General features: G+C 56.3%; 10 protein-coding genes. 2 read left to right on the forward strand and 8 right to left on the reverse strand.

Annotated elements, in window-relative coordinates:
- Window positions 1–24 precede the first annotated feature (24 nt).
- The 5 genes from GJU83_RS15220 to sdhC form a co-directional block, all read right to left on the reverse strand.
- Window positions 25–2,862: a 2-oxoglutarate dehydrogenase E1 component gene (locus GJU83_RS15220; protein ID WP_064228098.1), complete on the reverse strand. Its 2,838-nt coding sequence runs from the start codon at window positions 2,860–2,862 to the stop codon at window positions 25–27.
- 312 nt (window positions 2,863–3,174) lie between these two features.
- Window positions 3,175–3,879 (reverse strand): succinate dehydrogenase iron-sulfur subunit, encoded by a 705-nt coding sequence (locus GJU83_RS15225; protein ID WP_064228097.1) that lies wholly within the window; start codon window positions 3,877–3,879, stop codon window positions 3,175–3,177.
- A 14-nt stretch (window positions 3,880–3,893) separates the two neighbouring features.
- On the reverse strand, window positions 3,894–5,666 hold the full coding sequence (gene sdhA, locus GJU83_RS15230) for a succinate dehydrogenase flavoprotein subunit (RefSeq protein WP_064228096.1): 1,773 nt from the start codon (window positions 5,664–5,666) through the stop codon (window positions 3,894–3,896).
- A 3-nt stretch (window positions 5,667–5,669) separates the two neighbouring features.
- The gene (sdhD, locus tag GJU83_RS15235) at window positions 5,670–6,014 is read right to left on the reverse strand and encodes a succinate dehydrogenase, hydrophobic membrane anchor protein (RefSeq protein ID WP_064228095.1); all 345 of its coding nucleotides are present in this window, start codon (window positions 6,012–6,014) and stop codon (window positions 5,670–5,672) included.
- On the reverse strand, window positions 6,008–6,382 hold the full coding sequence (sdhC, locus tag GJU83_RS15240; RefSeq protein ID WP_064228094.1) for a succinate dehydrogenase, cytochrome b556 subunit: 375 nt from the start codon (window positions 6,380–6,382) through the stop codon (window positions 6,008–6,010). The genes sdhD and sdhC overlap by 7 nt, the downstream gene beginning before the upstream one ends.
- 477 nt (window positions 6,383–6,859) lie before the next feature.
- On the opposite strand from sdhC, the gene gltA reads away from it, so the two are divergent.
- Together gltA and GJU83_RS15250 are read left to right on the forward strand one after the other, a co-directional pair.
- Window positions 6,860–8,134 carry a citrate synthase gene (gene gltA, locus GJU83_RS15245; protein WP_069185007.1) on the forward strand — a complete coding sequence of 425 codons (1,275 nt, stop codon included), beginning with the start codon at window positions 6,860–6,862 and terminating at the stop codon, window positions 8,132–8,134.
- 116 nt (window positions 8,135–8,250) lie between these two features.
- The gene (locus tag GJU83_RS15250) at window positions 8,251–9,123 is read left to right on the forward strand and encodes an NAD(P)-dependent oxidoreductase (protein WP_064228092.1); all 873 of its coding nucleotides are present in this window, start codon (window positions 8,251–8,253) and stop codon (window positions 9,121–9,123) included.
- Window positions 9,124–9,178: 55 nt separating this feature from the next.
- On the opposite strand, the gene topA is transcribed toward GJU83_RS15250, so the two are convergent.
- The 3 genes from topA to fadB form a co-directional block, all read right to left on the reverse strand.
- Window positions 9,179–11,821 (reverse strand): type I DNA topoisomerase, encoded by a 2,643-nt coding sequence (gene topA, locus GJU83_RS15255; RefSeq protein WP_153634637.1) that lies wholly within the window; start codon window positions 11,819–11,821, stop codon window positions 9,179–9,181.
- A 272-nt stretch (window positions 11,822–12,093) separates the two neighbouring features.
- Window positions 12,094–13,269, reverse strand: a complete 1,176-nt coding sequence (gene fadA, locus GJU83_RS15260) for an acetyl-CoA C-acyltransferase FadA (protein WP_069185005.1) — start codon at window positions 13,267–13,269, stop codon at window positions 12,094–12,096.
- A 33-nt stretch (window positions 13,270–13,302) separates the two neighbouring features.
- Window positions 13,303–15,450: a fatty acid oxidation complex subunit alpha FadB gene (fadB, locus tag GJU83_RS15265; protein ID WP_153634638.1), complete on the reverse strand. Its 2,148-nt coding sequence runs from the start codon at window positions 15,448–15,450 to the stop codon at window positions 13,303–13,305.
- Between the last annotated feature and the right edge of the window lie 132 nt (window positions 15,451–15,582).

A 15,582-nucleotide genomic window follows, 5' to 3' on the forward strand; every position in this document is an offset into this window, starting at 1 on the left:
ACAGATCCTTAGTTCGGTAGCTCGTCAAATTTCAAACGCGTCGTTAACCAGTTTCTTCTGCTCTTCAATGTGGACCGACATATGGCCACAGGCAGGAGCAGCCGAAGCGTCACGACCGGCATACTGAAGGTACAGCTTGGGATTCAGGCGGTGCAGCGCATTACGCATGTGATGCTGGCTGCAATACCAGGCACCCTGGTTCATCGGCTCTTCCTGACACCAGACAACGTGCTTGAGCTTGGTGTACTCGCTCAGGAGCTCGTCAAGGTCGTCTCCGGGGAAAGGATACAGCTGTTCGATCCGGACAATGGCGACGTCTTCACGCTCGTCCGACTTCTTCTTCTCGAGCAGATCAAAATAGACCTTGCCGGAACACAGGATCAGACGGGTGACTTTCTTCGGATCGGACGGCTCTTTCTCAGGCAGCACGGTCTTGAAGGTACCGGTGGTCAGATCGTCAAGATCGGACGTCGCTTCCTTGTGCCGCAGCAGACTCTTGGGCGTGATGGCAACCAGAGGCTTGCGCAGCGGGCGCTTCACCTGGCGACGCAGCATATGGAATACCTGCGACGGCGTGGTCGGCACGCAGACCTGGATATTATGTTCGGCGCTCAGCTGCAGGAAACGCTCGAGGCGTGCAGAGCTATGCTCCGGCCCCTGCCCTTCGTAGCCATGAGGCAGCAGCAGGGTCAGGCCACAGAGGCGCCCCCACTTGTGCTCACCACTGGTCAGGAACTGATCGATCACGACCTGGGCACCGTTGGCGAAGTCGCCAAACTGTGCTTCCCAGACCACAAGGCCATCAGGCGCCGTGGTCGCATAACCGTACTCGAACGCCATAACGGCTTCTTCCGAGAGCAGCGAGTCGTAAATTTCGAATTTCGGCTGGTCTTCCGACAATTGCTCAAGGGCAATATGAGTCGAGCCGTCTTTCTGGTTGTGCAGAACCGCGTGGCGATGCGAGAAGGTGCCGCGGCCAACATCCTGGCCGGTAATGCGGATCGGATGCCCTTCGTTGAGCAACGTCGCATAGGCCATGACTTCACCGTAGCCCCAGTTGATCGGCAGGGCGCCGGCGGTCATTTTCTCGCGGTCGGACACAATCTTGGAGACCTGGCGCTGGATACTGAAACCTTCAGGGACCGAGGTCAGTTTCTTGCCCAGCTTCTGGATGGTCTTCAGCGCAACGCTGGACTTGCACTTGGCCGTCCACTCGTGGCCCAGGTACGGTGTCCAGTCTACGTAGAGCTCCTTGTTGGGCTCCTTGACCAGGGATTTGACCACGTGCTCGCCATTGTCCAGGGCGTCACGGTAGTCGTTCTCCATCTGCTTGGCTTCTTCCTCGGTGATAACACCGGCTTCCACCAGTTGGTCAACGTACAGGTTGCGAGTGGTCTTCAGCTTACGGATCTTCTCGTACATGACCGGCTGGGTTGCGGCCGGCTCATCCGCCTCGTTGTGACCACGACGACGATAGCAGACCAGATCGATCACCACGTCGTTCTTGAATTCGTTGCGGTAGTCCATGGCCATCTGGGTCACGAACATGACCGCTTCAGGGTCGTCCGCATTCACATGCAGGATTGGCGCCTGAATCATCTTGGCCACGTCGGTGCAGTACTCCGTGGACCGCGCATCTTCCTGCTTGCTGGTGGTGAAACCAACCTGGTTGTTGATAACAATATGAATGGTGCCACCAACGCCAAACCCACGGGTCTGGGACATCTGGAAGGTTTCCATCACAACGCCCTGGCCGGCAAACGCCGCGTCACCGTGCATGATGATTGGCACTACCTTGCTGCCATCCTCGTCGTTGCGACGGGTCTGGCGGGCCCGAACGGAGCCTTCAACCACCGGCGAAACGATTTCCAGGTGCGACGGGTTGAAAGCCATCGCCAGGTGCACTTCGCCACCTGGTGTCATCACGTTGGATGAGAAGCCCTGGTGGTACTTCACGTCACCTGAACCGGAATCGGCCAGTTTCTTGCCTTCAAACTCGTCGAAGAGTTCTCTCGGATTCTTGCCCAGAGTGTTGACCAGGACGTTCAGGCGACCACGGTGCGCCATACCCAGAACGATTTCCTTGGCGCCGTAGGAACCGGCACGCTGGATCAGCTCGTCCAGACAGGGAATGAGACTTTCGCCACCCTCAAGACCAAAGCGTTTCACACCCGGATAACGGGAACCCAGGTACTTTTCGAGACCTTCGGCAGCCGTCAGTCGCTCAAGGATGTGCTTACGGGTGTTGTCCTCGTATGCGGGACGTGAACGAACCGGCTCCATGCGTTGCTGGAACCAGCGCTTGATGCGGGTATCGACAACGTGCATGTATTCAGCGCCAATGCTTTCGCAGTAGGTCTGGCGCAAACCATCGACAATATCTCCGAGCTTCATGGTCTCGGAGCCGAGGTTCAGTGAGCCGGTCTGGAACTCGAGGTCACGGTCAGAGTCGGACAGTTCATGGAATTCGGGATCGAGGTCTTCAACCTTGGGACGTTGCCAAACACCGAGCGGGTCCAGCTTCGCTTCCTGATGGCCGCGGAAGCGGTAGGCGTTAATCAGCTGGAGAACGCGAATCTGCTTCTTGTCCGCATCCGACGTTGCACTGGCGGGAACGCCGCCACTGGCAAGAAAGCGCTGGTTACGGGAGATGTGTTCGAACTGTTCGCGGATGGAAGAGTGGACAATGTCACGGCCTTTATAGCCATCGACACTGGGGAGTTTGTCGAAATAGCTGCGCCACTCTTCGGGAACGGCATTGGGGTCTGTCAGGTAGGTTTCAAAAAGCTGTTCAACATAGGCGAGATTTCCACCCTGAAGGTGGGAAGTCTGCCATAACTGCTCCATTATGCTTTCGTGCATCTTGAATAGCTCACCTTGGGCTGGTGCGGGGAGCCCGATATGGTCGGCCAGGGGTATATCTCAGTCAATACGGGTTTTTACGGGATCGACTTTGGCCACCACACCCGACATGGATGTTTTCCATTCCCCGGTGGTTTTTGTACTCAGCAAAACAGGGAGAAAACTTTATAAGTTCCCGCCACGGCTTGCGTAGTGTGCACCCGGGTAAGACTTTTGACTATAAGCCTTTGGTTGAAGGCCCCGCAAACTTGCGAGGCCTTCCGGGTACTAACCTGATCAGAACAGTATAGCGTCTGTCGCAAATCCTGCTGCTTAAGTCGCCCTTTGCAGCAGAAGATTCCGAATGTGGCCGATAGCCCTTGTGGGATTCAGACCTTTCGGGCAGACACTGACACAGTTCATGATGCCCCGGCAGCGGAATACACTGAACGGGTCATCAAGGCCGGCAAGTCGCTCGTCCTGGGCTGTATCCCGGCTGTCCGCCAGGAAACGGTAAGCCTGAAGCAGGCCAGCAGGACCGATAAACTTGTCCGGGTTCCACCAGAATGACGGACAGGACGTGGAACAGCAGGCACAGAGAATACACTCGTACAGGCCATCCAGCTTCTGGCGGTCTTCCGGAGACTGCAGCCGCTCGATCGCGGGAGCAGGCTTGTCGTTAATCAGGTAAGGCATGACCTTTTCGTACTGCTTGTAGAAAAGACTCATATCTACAACCAGATCACGAATAACCGGCAGACCCGGCAGCGGACGCAGCACCAGCTTGTCGCCCTTCACCACCTGGGAGACAGGCGTAATACACGCCAGGCCGTTTTTGCCGTTCATGTTCATGCCATCAGAGCCACACACGCCCTCCCGGCAGGAACGACGGTAGGCCATTGAAGGATCCCGCTCCTTGATCAGGTTCAGCACATCAAGAACCATGAGATCCTTGCCTTCCGGAATATCAACATCCACGTCCTGCATGTAAGGCGCGTTGTCAGTCTCCGGGTTATAACGATAAAGGCTTACTAACATTTTCGGAGTCCCCCTTAGTAAGTCCGGACCTTCGGCTCGAACTTGTCCACCGTCTTCGGTGCAAAGTTCACATCACGCTTGCCCACGCGCTTTTCCAGCGGGAAGAACATGGAGTGCTTCAGCCAGTTCTCATCATCACGCTCGGTGTAGTCGTTCCGGGCATGAGCGCCGCGACTTTCCTTCCGCTCAAAGGCGGAAACCGCTGTAGCCAGGGCAACCTCGTAGAGGTTATCCAGCTCGAGCGCTTCGATACGGGCGGTGTTGAAGGCGTTGCTGGTATCGGCCAGCTTGGTGTTGCGAACACGCTCACCAATCGCTTCCAGCTTCTTGAGACCCTCTTCCATGCTCTTGCCGTCACGGAACACGCCGAAGTACAACTGCATGCAGTTCTGCAGATCCTTGCGGACCTCTGCAACGCTCTCGCCCTCGGTTGCGTTGTTCAGGCGGTCAAGCCGCGCCATGGCACGCTTGATATCGTCCTCACTGGCACCGTCTACCTCGAAGCCGCCGCGAAGCTGCTCTTCAATGTGCAGGCCAGCTGCGCGACCAAACACCACCAGGTCCAGCAGAGAGTTACCACCCAGACGGTTGGCGCCGTGTACCGATACACACGCTGCCTCGCCACAGGCGAACAGCCCGGGGATTGGCTTGTCTTTTCCGTTTTCATCCTGGGTCAACGCCTGACCACCAACGTTGGTCGGAATGCCGCCCATCATGTAGTGACAGGTAGGCACGACCGGGATCGGCTCTTTGACAGGATCCACATGCGCAAAGGTGCGGGACAGCTCACAGATGCCCGGCAGGCGCAGGTTCAGGGTCTCTTCACCCAGATGATCCAGCTTCAGCAGAACGTGGTCCTTATCCGGACCGCAGCCACGACCTTCCAGAATCTCGATCACCATTGCCCGGGCTACAACGTCACGGCCCGCCAGGTCTTTCGCGTTCGGCGCATAGCGCTCCATGAAACGCTCACCCTCGGCGTTGATCAGGTAGCCACCCTCACCCCGACAACCTTCGGTCACCAGCGTTCCCGCTCCGTAAATGCCGGTCGGGTGGAACTGCCACATTTCCATGTCCTGCATCGGGAAACCGGCACGCAGTGCCATACCGATACCGTCGCCGGTGTTAATCAGCGCGTTGGTTGTTGAGGCGTAAATACGTCCCGCGCCACCGGTAGCAAGAACGGTCGCTTTGGATTTGATGTAGGCGACTTCGCCGGTCTCAACCTCAATGGCAACCACACCAACGACCTCATCCTTACTGTTCTTGACGAGATCTACCGCGTACCACTCGTTAAGGAAGGTGGTTCCGCCCTTGATGTTGGCCTGGTACAGAGTGTGAAGCAGGGCGTGACCGGTACGGTCAGCAGCGGCACAGGTACGTGCTGCCTGAGTCGGGTTATCAGGGCCTTTGGACTGACCACCAAACGGACGCTGATAGATACGGCCCTGCTCGGTGCGCGAGAACGGAAGCCCCATGTGCTCAAGCTCGAATACCGCCTGAGGACCAACGGAACACATGTACTCGACGGCATCCTGGTCGGCAATGTAGTCCGAGCCTTTAACCGTGTCATACATGTGCCAGCGCCAGTCGTCATTCGGATCAGCACTGGCGATCGCACAGGTGATGCCACCTTGGGCAGAGACCGTATGAGACCGCGTCGGGAAAACCTTGGTGATACACGCGGTATTGACGCCGGACTCGGTCAACTGGAGCGCGGCACGCATGCCGGAACCGCCGCCGCCGATAACAATTGCGTCAAAGGACATGGTCTTGATATTAGCCATCGATTAAAGCCCCCAAAGAATCTGAATGCCCCAAACCACATAGACGAACATGGTCAGCCCACAAGCCGCCTGCACGATAAACCTGGGACCCATGGCCTTGATATAGTCGGTGGTCACCGTCCAGAGCCCCACCCAGGCGTGAGCACCGATTGAAAGCAGTGCCATAAGGGTAAAGATACGGAACCAGGTCTGGTCGAAAAGCGCACTCCAGGTTTCGTAGTTGACGTCGGAGGTCAACAGAAAGCCGAGCAGGAAAATTGTATACAAAGCAAGTACGTAGGCGGTTACCCGCTGGATCAGCCAGTCATAGACACCACTGCGACCCAGGTTCGTGACGCTGTTTACCATACCCAGACTCCTGCCAGAACGATGAGAATGACGGAAACCACAATCGTGATCTTCGAGGCGAGGCGGCCGCTCTCGAGCTCTTCACCAATGCCCATATCCATGAACAGGTGCTTGATACCCGCAACCAGGTGGTACAACAGAGCAGACAAGATGCCCCAGATAATCAGCTTGGCAAGGAAGCTGTCCAGCAGTTCATTGACACGACTGAAGCCCTCTTCCCCCGACAGGGAAAGCTGAAGCCCGTAAAGCAGGAACGCAACACCAACAAAAATGATGATGCCGCTGATACGGTGCAATATGGACGTAATGGCTGGCAGCGGAAAATGAAACTTGCCGAGATCGAGATTTACTGGTCGTTTGCTATTCACAGCGCTCTCACACTCTCTCTTGGTTCCGCGGGACCGGAAAACCGGGTGCGGATGGTTGGTATGTAAGGATCGGCGTGCAGATACGAAACCGGCACACGATTGGCTCAGAAGGGAGATAACCTCACCGGCAAACCACTATTTACAGGCAGCGGGAGAAGGTTTATCCCCAATTCCGGGCTAGGGATTATAAGGAGTACCCTAACCAATTACAAACCTGCAACGTCGCTCAAGCCGCGTATTTCAGGGGGTTAAGCCAGCTATAAGGATGATTGACAAATCCTTTTCCATCCCCAATCCGTTGTTATTCGGGATATCCCTGATTTACAGCGAATGTCAAATTCTGGGTTTTCCCGACTCTTCCATTGACAAAAAAAGCCAACGCCCTATATTTTGCCGCCAGTTTTGCGATAATACGCGCCTTCTAGCGCATCCATAACTGTAGATAAAGCTTTCAAAGCTGATAAATAGGAGAGCACCATGACCGACAGGAAAGCCACGCTCTCGGTGGGGGACAAGTCCATTGAGCTACCGATTTATTCCGGCACCGTCGGCCCTGACGTTATCGACGTACGAGGCCTAGTCCAGGAAGGCGTTTTTACATACGACCCCGGATTCGTATCGACCGCAGCCTGCGAATCGGCCATAACCTACATCGACGGTGCAAATGGCGTTCTCCTGCACCGCGGCTACCCGATCGAACAGCTCGCGGAACACTCCGACTACCTTGAAGTCTGCTATCTCCTGCTTCACGGCGAACTTCCAAGCGCCGAGGAGAACCAGAAGTTCCACGAGACCATCAAAAACCACACCATGCTGCACGACCAGATGCGGAACTTCTTCCAGGGTTTCCGTCGTGATGCACACCCGATGGCCATCATGTGTGGTGTGGTCGGCGCTCTGTCCGCCTTCTACCACGGCGAGATGGACGTAGCTAGCCAGGAGCAGCGTGAGATCACCGCTCACCGCCTGATCGCAAAAATGCCGACCATTGCCGCCTGGTGTTACAAGTATGCCATTGGCCAACCTTTCATTTATCCGCGTAATGACCTCTCTTACTCCGAGAACTTCCTGCAGATGATGTTTGGCGTTCCTTGCGAGGAGTACAAGCCAAACCCGATCCTGGCCAAGGCCATGGACAAGATCTTCATTCTGCACGCAGACCACGAACAGAATGCGTCGACGTCGACCGTGCGTCTGGCTGGCTCCACCGGTGCTAACCCCTACGCCTGCATCGCCTCCGGCATCGCTGCACTGTGGGGCCCTGCCCACGGCGGCGCCAACGAAGCGGTCCTCGACATGTTGGCCGAAATCGGAGACGAGTCCAACATCGAGAAATTCATCGCCAAGGCCAAGGACAAAGACGATCCGTTCCGCCTGATGGGCTTCGGACATCGGGTTTACAAGAACTTCGACCCGCGCGCCAAGGTGATGGCAGAAACCGCTCACGAGGTTCTGACCGAGCTAGGCCTGGAAAACGACCCGCTGCTGAAGATCGCCCAGCGCCTGGAAAAAATCGCGCTGGAAGACGAGTACTTCGTAAAGCGCAAGCTTTACCCGAACGTCGATTTCTACTCCGGACTCATCCTCAAGGCCATCGGAATCCCGACTTCGATGTTCACCGTTATCTTCGCCCTGTCGCGGACCATCGGCTGGTTCTCGCACTGGAACGAAATGGTCAGCGGCGACTATCGCATCGGCCGTCCGCGCCAGCTTTACACTGGCTCGGATTCCCGGGATTATCCGGCGAAATAAGCCTGATTTCTCGGGCAACGCATGGAAAGGCCGCTGATTCAGCGGCCTTTTTTATTGCGTGCCGCCCCGCCCTTCTGTGCTAAGTTAACCCGACAAAAACATAAGAGGAGAAAGCAATGACTACAGCAGCGTTTATCGGCCTCGGCGTAATGGGCTATCCAATGGCCGGGCACCTGGCCAAGGCCGGGCTCAACGTCAGGGTCTGGAACCGAACCAGCGCCAAAGCCGAGCAATGGGCAAGCGAATACGGGGGAACCAGCTGCACCTCCATTGCCGAGGCCGTGAAGGGCGCGGATATAGTACTCACCTGCGTTGGTGCGGATATCGATCTTAAAGCAGTTTACGAAGGCGATGAAGGCATCCTCGCCAATGCCTCCGAAGGTGCGGTTCTGGTCGACCACACCACGGCTTCAGCCGGCATTGCCGAGTATCTTGCTGAAGCTGCCAGTAAAAACAACATGGGATTTGTGGACGCGCCTGTATCCGGCGGCCAGCAAGGAGCCGAAAACGGCAAGCTGACCATCATGTGCGGCGGCTCTGAACAGGACTATGCGAAAGCCGAGCCGGTTATGGAGCACTATGCGCGCGCACTCAACCGAATGGGCCCAGCTGGCAGTGGCCAGAAAACCAAGATGGTGAACCAGATCGCCATTGCCGGTCTTGTACAGGGCCTTTCAGAGGCGCTGCACTTTGCCGAGCAGGCTGAGCTGGATGTGGCAAAAGTGGTGGATGTGATTTCGAAAGGGGCAGCCCAGTCCTGGCAAATGGAAAACCGCTCGGCAACGATGATTGCGGGTGAATTCGAACACGGCTTCGCGGTTGACTGGATGCGTAAGGACCTGGGGATTTGCCTGGAAGAGGCACGAAAAGTGAACGCGTCTCTGCCAGTCACCGCTCTGGTGGATCAGTTCTACGCGGATGTGCAGTCCATGGGGGGCAAACGCTGGGATACATCCTCTTTAATCCAGAGACTCAGGAAGTTTCGGTAAGTCTCTGAAGCTGGGGCCGGATGAAAGCTCTCACCCGGCCCCGAATCCACAGGCACTACTTTTTCTTGTCCTGCGGCTGCCACTTTCCGTTCACATACCACGCGGACCAGCCAGTCGCCTTGCCTTCCTTCTCGGACATGACGTACTGCTCCTTGGTCTTGCGGCTGTAGCGAATCACCGTCGGATTGCCTTCAGGATCACGCTCGGGCGCATCCATCAGGTAATCATACTTCGGATCAATTTCCTTCCGGTGTGGTTTGATCTCCATCACCAGAGGTGGTCGCGTTTCCCGATTTTTCGGGAACTTGCTGGCGGCCAGAAACAACCCGGACGCCCCATCACGAAGAACGTAAGTGTCATCCACCTTCTGGCACTGAAGCTCCGGCATGGGTACCGGGTCCATCTTGGGCGGTGCTGGCTCGCCATTTTTGAGCAGCTTACGTGTGTTCTTGCACTCGGTATTGGTACAACCGAAATACTTTCCAAACCGCCCCGTCTTCAGCTGCATCTCAGAGCCACACTTGTCGCACTCGAGGGTCGGCCCATCGTAGCCCTTGATGCGGAACGTGCCCTTTTCTACCTCGTAGCCAGAGCAATCCGGATTGCTACCACAGACATGCAGCTTGCGGGTTTCGTCCACCAGGTAGCTGTCCATGGCAGTGCCACACTTGGGGCAGCGGCGCTTCTTGCGCAGCAGCCGGGTCTCGCCCTCGCCTTCCACGTCATCGTCAGCACTGACCACTTCGTCGCCGGACACTAGATTGATGGTGGTCTTGCAACGCTCCTTCGGTGGTAATGAGTAACCGGAGCAGCCCAGGAATACACCCGTACTGGCCACACGAATCTGCATATTCCGGCCACAGCTCGGGCACGGAATATCAGTCTCGGTGGGCGTGTTGGCGCGCATGCCGCCGTCTTCGCCACTTTCTGCCGTTTCCAGTTGCTGCTTGAAACGGCCGTAAAAATCATTCAGGACTTTCTTCCACTCGACATCACCCTCGGCAATCTCGTCGAGCTCATCTTCCATCTTCGCGGTGAAATCGAAGTCCATCAGATTCGGGAAAGATTCTGACAGGCGCTCGGTCACAATCTCGCCCATCTTCTCGGCATAGAAGCGGCGGTTCTGCAGCCTGACATAGCCGCGATCCTGAATCGTCGAAATAATCGACGCATAGGTCGAGGGACGGCCAATACCCTGCTTTTCGAGCTCTTTGACCAGGCTCGCCTCGGTGTACCTCGGCGCAGGCTTGGTAAAGTGCTGGCTCGGGTCGAGTTTTTTCAGGTCCAGCACTTCATCTACCTGAATATCAGGCAGCGCGATGTCTTCATCTTTCTTGGCCGCCTGTGGCGCGGCTTTCAGGAAACCGTCGAACTTGATAATCCGGCCCCGGGTGCGCAGCTCATAATCGCCGTTGGCAACGACTATCGAGGTACTGAGGAACTCCGCATCGGACATCTGGCAGGCAATGAACTGGCGCCAGATCAGGTCGTAGAGCTTCTCCGCGTCTTTCTCCAGGCCACTGATATCCGAGGGCCGGCGACTGACTTCCGTTGGCCGGATGGCTTCGTGGGCTTCCTGGGCGCCCTCTTTACTACCGTAAACCCGGGGCTTTTCCGGCAGGTATTTATCGCCAAACTGTTTCTGTATGAAGGTACGGCAACTGTTAATCGCATCCTGACTCAGGTTCGTGGAGTCAGTACGCATGTAGGTAATGAAACCCGCCTCATAGAGACGCTGGGCAAGCATCATGGTTTTCTTGACGCTGAAGCCCATTCGGTTACTCGCCGCCTGCTGCAGCGTGGAGGTGATAAAAGGTGCTGAGGGGCGAGAACGGGTTGGCTTGTCTTCACGCTTGGAAACCTTGAACGTGCCCGCCTTAAGGCGATTGACATGCTCGGTGCTCTCCTGCTCGTTGACCGGGCGGTATGGCTTGTCATCGTGACGGGTCACCTCAAAGCGGACCGGCTGATCTGCCTTGGCGGACGCGAGATCGGCATGTAATTGCCAGAACTCCTCCGGAACAAACTTCCGGATCTCCCGTTCCCTCTCAACAATCAGCCGTACGGCGACTGACTGCACCCGACCGGCAGACAGGCCCCGGGCAATCTTGGCCCAAAGCAGGGGCGACACCATGTAGCCTACAACCCGATCCAGGAAACGTCGGGCCTGCTGGGCATTCACCCGGTTATTGTCAAGATTCCCGGGATCCTTGAAGGCTTCCTGGATGGCACGTTTGGTGATTTCGTTGAACACTACACGTCGGTATTTCTCGGGCTCGCCACCGATCGTCTGCTGAAGGTGCCAGGCGATGGCCTCCCCTTCGCGGTCCAAATCCGTTGCCAGATAGATATGGTCTGCTGATTTGGCGAGACGCTTGAGCTCGCTGACCACCTTCTCCTTGCCGGGAAGGATCTCGTAACGCGCACTCCAGTCCTGATCCGGGTCGACGCCCATCCGGGCGACCAGCTGCTCACGGGCCTTGCGCTTTTTATGCACCGCCTTTTCTTCCGGGCTCATCTTCCGGGTGAGCGCAGCCTGCTTGGCACGCTCCTTGGGATCGGTTTGGGATCCGCTGCCACTGACGGGAAGATCACGAATATGCCCGACGCTCGATTTGACGATGAAGTCAGAGCCCAGGTACTTGTTGATGGTCTTCGCTTTCGCTGGTGACTCGACAATTACGAGACTTTTACCCATATCGGAGTTCTGTATCCTTGGCGATAAATCGGTCAATTAATCAGCAAACCGTAAACTCGCTGTAAAATCAGTCGGCTAGAAAACACTCATACGCCGCCAATCTGTATAGGCTCACTGTTTTACAGGGTCAAGAATAGCAAGACAACCCATTCTTTGGTTTCAATCCTGCTTTTTTTCACATTCGGGAACCCGGTTCAGGCCGCCGATTGAAACAGAAAGGCCCGGCATTTGCCGGGCCTTCTGAAACCGCGTACTGCAACCTGCTTAACGGGTTACAGACGCTCCCAGACCGTCGCGATGCCCTGGCCCAGACCGATACACATGGTGGAAACACCAAGTTTACCGCCTTTGGCCTGCATCACATTCAGCAGGGTTGTGGAGATACGTGCACCAGAGCAGCCCAGCGGATGGCCAAGGGCAATCGCGCCGCCGTTCAGGTTCACCTTCTCTTCCATAACGCCCAGCAGCTTCAGGTCCTTGAGAACAGGAAGCGACTGGCCGGCAAAGGCCTCGTTCAGTTCCCAGAAGTCGATATCTTCAACTTTCAGGCCTGCGCGCTTGAGCGCCTTTTTGGTGGCAGGCACCGGACCATAGCCCATGATTGCGGGATCACAGCCGGCAACGGCCATGCTGCGAATCTTGGCAATCGGCTTAAGTCCCAGGGCCTCAGCCCGCTCTGCGGACATCAGTACCATGGCAGCGGCACCGTCGGTCAGCTGGGAGGAAGTCCCGGCAGTCACAGTACCGTTCTTCGGATCGAAGGCCGGCTTCAGCTGGCTCAGGGATTCAGCCGTGGTCTCCGGACGAATAGTCTCGTCCTGCTCAATCAGCACCTTGAAGCCATTCTCATCGTGACCTTCAATCGGCACGATTTCGTTCTTGAAACGGCCTTCTACGGTCGCTTCATGGGCCAAACGGTGGGAGCGAGCACCGAACTCGTCCTGCTGCTCACGGGTAATCCCGTGCATCTTGGCCAGCATTTCCGCAGTCAGGCCCATCATGTTGGACGCCTTTGCGGAGTACTTGGAGGCCGCCGGATTGTGGTCGAAGCCTTCGGTCATGGGTACGTGCCCCATGTGCTCGACACCACCCACGAAGAACACATCACCGTTACCGGTCATGATGGCCTGCGCGGCAGTATGGATCGCACTCATGGCCGAACCACACAGACGGTTCACGGTCTGAGCAGCAGACTCGTGGGGAATGCGGGTCAGCAGGGAAATCTGACGCGCCACGTTGAAGCCCTGCTCCTTGGTCTGGTTTACACAGCCCCAAATAACATCTTCAACTTCTTTCGGGTCGAGCTTCGGGTTGCGCTCAAACAGTGCTTCGATCAGATTGGCGGACAGGGTCTCTGCACGCACGTTCCGGAAACAACCGTTTTTGGCACGACCCATCGGAGTCCGCACGCAATCGACGACGACAACGTCTCTCGGATTAAGGCTCATAGATCTTTCTCCGTTCGGAAATCTCGTTCAGGGTTAGCCAAAGAACTTTTTGCCAGTCTTGGCCATTTCACGCAGCTTCTCGGTCGGGTGATAAAGAGGACCAAGGTCTGCAAACTTGTCTGCCAGTTCGACGAACTTGTCTACACCCATATCGTCGATATAGCGCAGGGCACCGCCACGGAACGGCGGGAAGCCGATACCGAAAATCAGGCCCATATCAGCATCTGCCGGATCTTCGACAATGCCGTCTTCCAGGCAGCGAACGGTTTCCAGACACAGAGGAATCATCATACGGGCGATGATGTCTTCTTCGCTGAATTCGTTCTTACCCTGAACAACCGGCTCGAGCAGCTTGTAGGTCTCTTCGTCGACAACCTTCTTCTGCTTACCCTTGCGGTCCAGTTCATACTTGTAGAAGCCCTTGTCGTTCTTCTGTCCGTAACGGTTGTTATCGAACATCACGTCAATGGCGGTTGTACCTTCGTGCTTCATGCGGTCCGGGAAGCCGTCTGCCATCACTTCACCAGCGTGCTTGCCGGTATCCATGCCGACAACGTCCAGCAGGTAGGCAGGGCCCATGGGCCAGCCGAACTTTTCCATAACCTTGTCAACGTGCTGGAAGTCAGCACCGTCACGCACCAGGCCGATAAAGCCGCCGAAGTACGGGAACAGAACGCGGTTAACCAGGAAGCCCGGGCAATCGTTAACAACGATCGGGGTCTTGCCCATGGCTTTGGCGTAAGCCACGGTGGTCGCGATTGCACGATCACTGGTCTTTTCGCCACGGATTACCTCAACCAGCGGCATCATGTGTACCGGGTTGAAGAAGTGCATGCCGCAGAAGTTTTCCGGACGCTTCAGGTTCTTCGCCAGCAGATCGATGGAAATCGTCGAGGTGTTGGAGGTCAGGATAGTGTCCTCACGAACCGCATCTTCGGTTTCACGAAGAACCGCGTCTTTCACCTTCGGATTCTCAACCACGGCTTCAACCACCAGGTCGACGTTCTTGAAGTCACCGTAGTTCAGGGTCGGCGTGATGCTGTTAAGCACGTCAGCCATCTGATCGGGCTTCATCTTGCCCTTCTCGACCCGCTTGGTCAGAAGCTTCTTGGCTTCCTTCAGGCCCAGGGCGATACCGTCCTGGTTGATGTCCTTCATGATGATCGGCGTGCCTTTCAAGGCGGACTGGAACGCAACGCCACCACCCATGATACCGGCGCCGAGTACGGCGGCCAGGTTCACGTCATTGGCTTCTTTTTCCCAGGCCTTGGCCTTCTTCTTGAGCTCCTGATCGTTCAGGAACAGGCCAACCAGGCAAGCCGCAACGTTGGTCTTGGCCATCTTGGCGAAGCCTTTGGCCTCTACCTCGATTGCCTTGTCACGGGTCATACCGGCATGCTTCTGCATGACCTTGATGGCCTCGACCGGCGCCGGGTAATTCTTGCCAGCCTTGCCGGCCACGAATGCCTTGGAGATCTCGAATGCCATCATGCTTTCCATGGCATTAAGCTTGATCTTGCCCTTCTTCTCTTCGCGACGAGCTTCGTAATCCAGCTTGCCTTCATTGCACTGGTTAATAATGCCAACCGCTGCATCCACAAGCTTGTCGGACTCGAGCACAGCATCCACAGCGCCGACTTTCAGTGCCGCATCTGCACGGTTCTCGGTGCCGCCACTGATCCACTCAACGGCGTTGTCGACGCCTACCAGACGGGACAGACGCACGGTACCGCCGAAGCCAGGGAAGATGCCCAGTTTCACTTCCGGAAGACCAACCTTGGCCTTCTTGTCCATCACCCGGTAGTCGGTCGCCAGGCACATCTCGAAACCGCCACCCAGGGCCATACCGTTGATCGCGGTAACGGTGGGGAACGGCAGATCTTCAACGGCGTTGAAGACTTCGTTGGCCTTGAGGTTGTTGGCTACCAGATCCTCTTCCGAGCCCGCAAACAGCTCGGTGAATTCGGTAATATCGGCACCAACAATGAAGCTGTCCTTGGAGCTGGTCACTACCAGGCCCTTCAGGTTCTTCTGCGCTTTAAGTGCGTCAGTCGCGGCGCGGAGCTCTTCAATAGTAAGACGGTTGAACTTGTTCACTGACTCGCCCTGCAAGTCGAAGTTCAACTGAGCGATCCCGCCTTCGATCTCTTTAACCGTGATGGCTTTACCTTCGTAAATCATCAACTGATCTCCAGTCTGTGTTTGGAACTGCTTCCAGCCGAGCGGTGCTTTTGGTTTACCGGCGCGGCTGTTTGTGCAGCGAGATTTCGGTCACTGCCCGATCATCCGATCCAAAAATTCATACAGTCGTTT

The organism is Marinobacter salsuginis (assembly GCF_009617755.1).
In the GTDB taxonomy this organism is placed as follows: domain Bacteria; phylum Pseudomonadota; class Gammaproteobacteria; order Pseudomonadales; family Oleiphilaceae; genus Marinobacter; species Marinobacter salsuginis.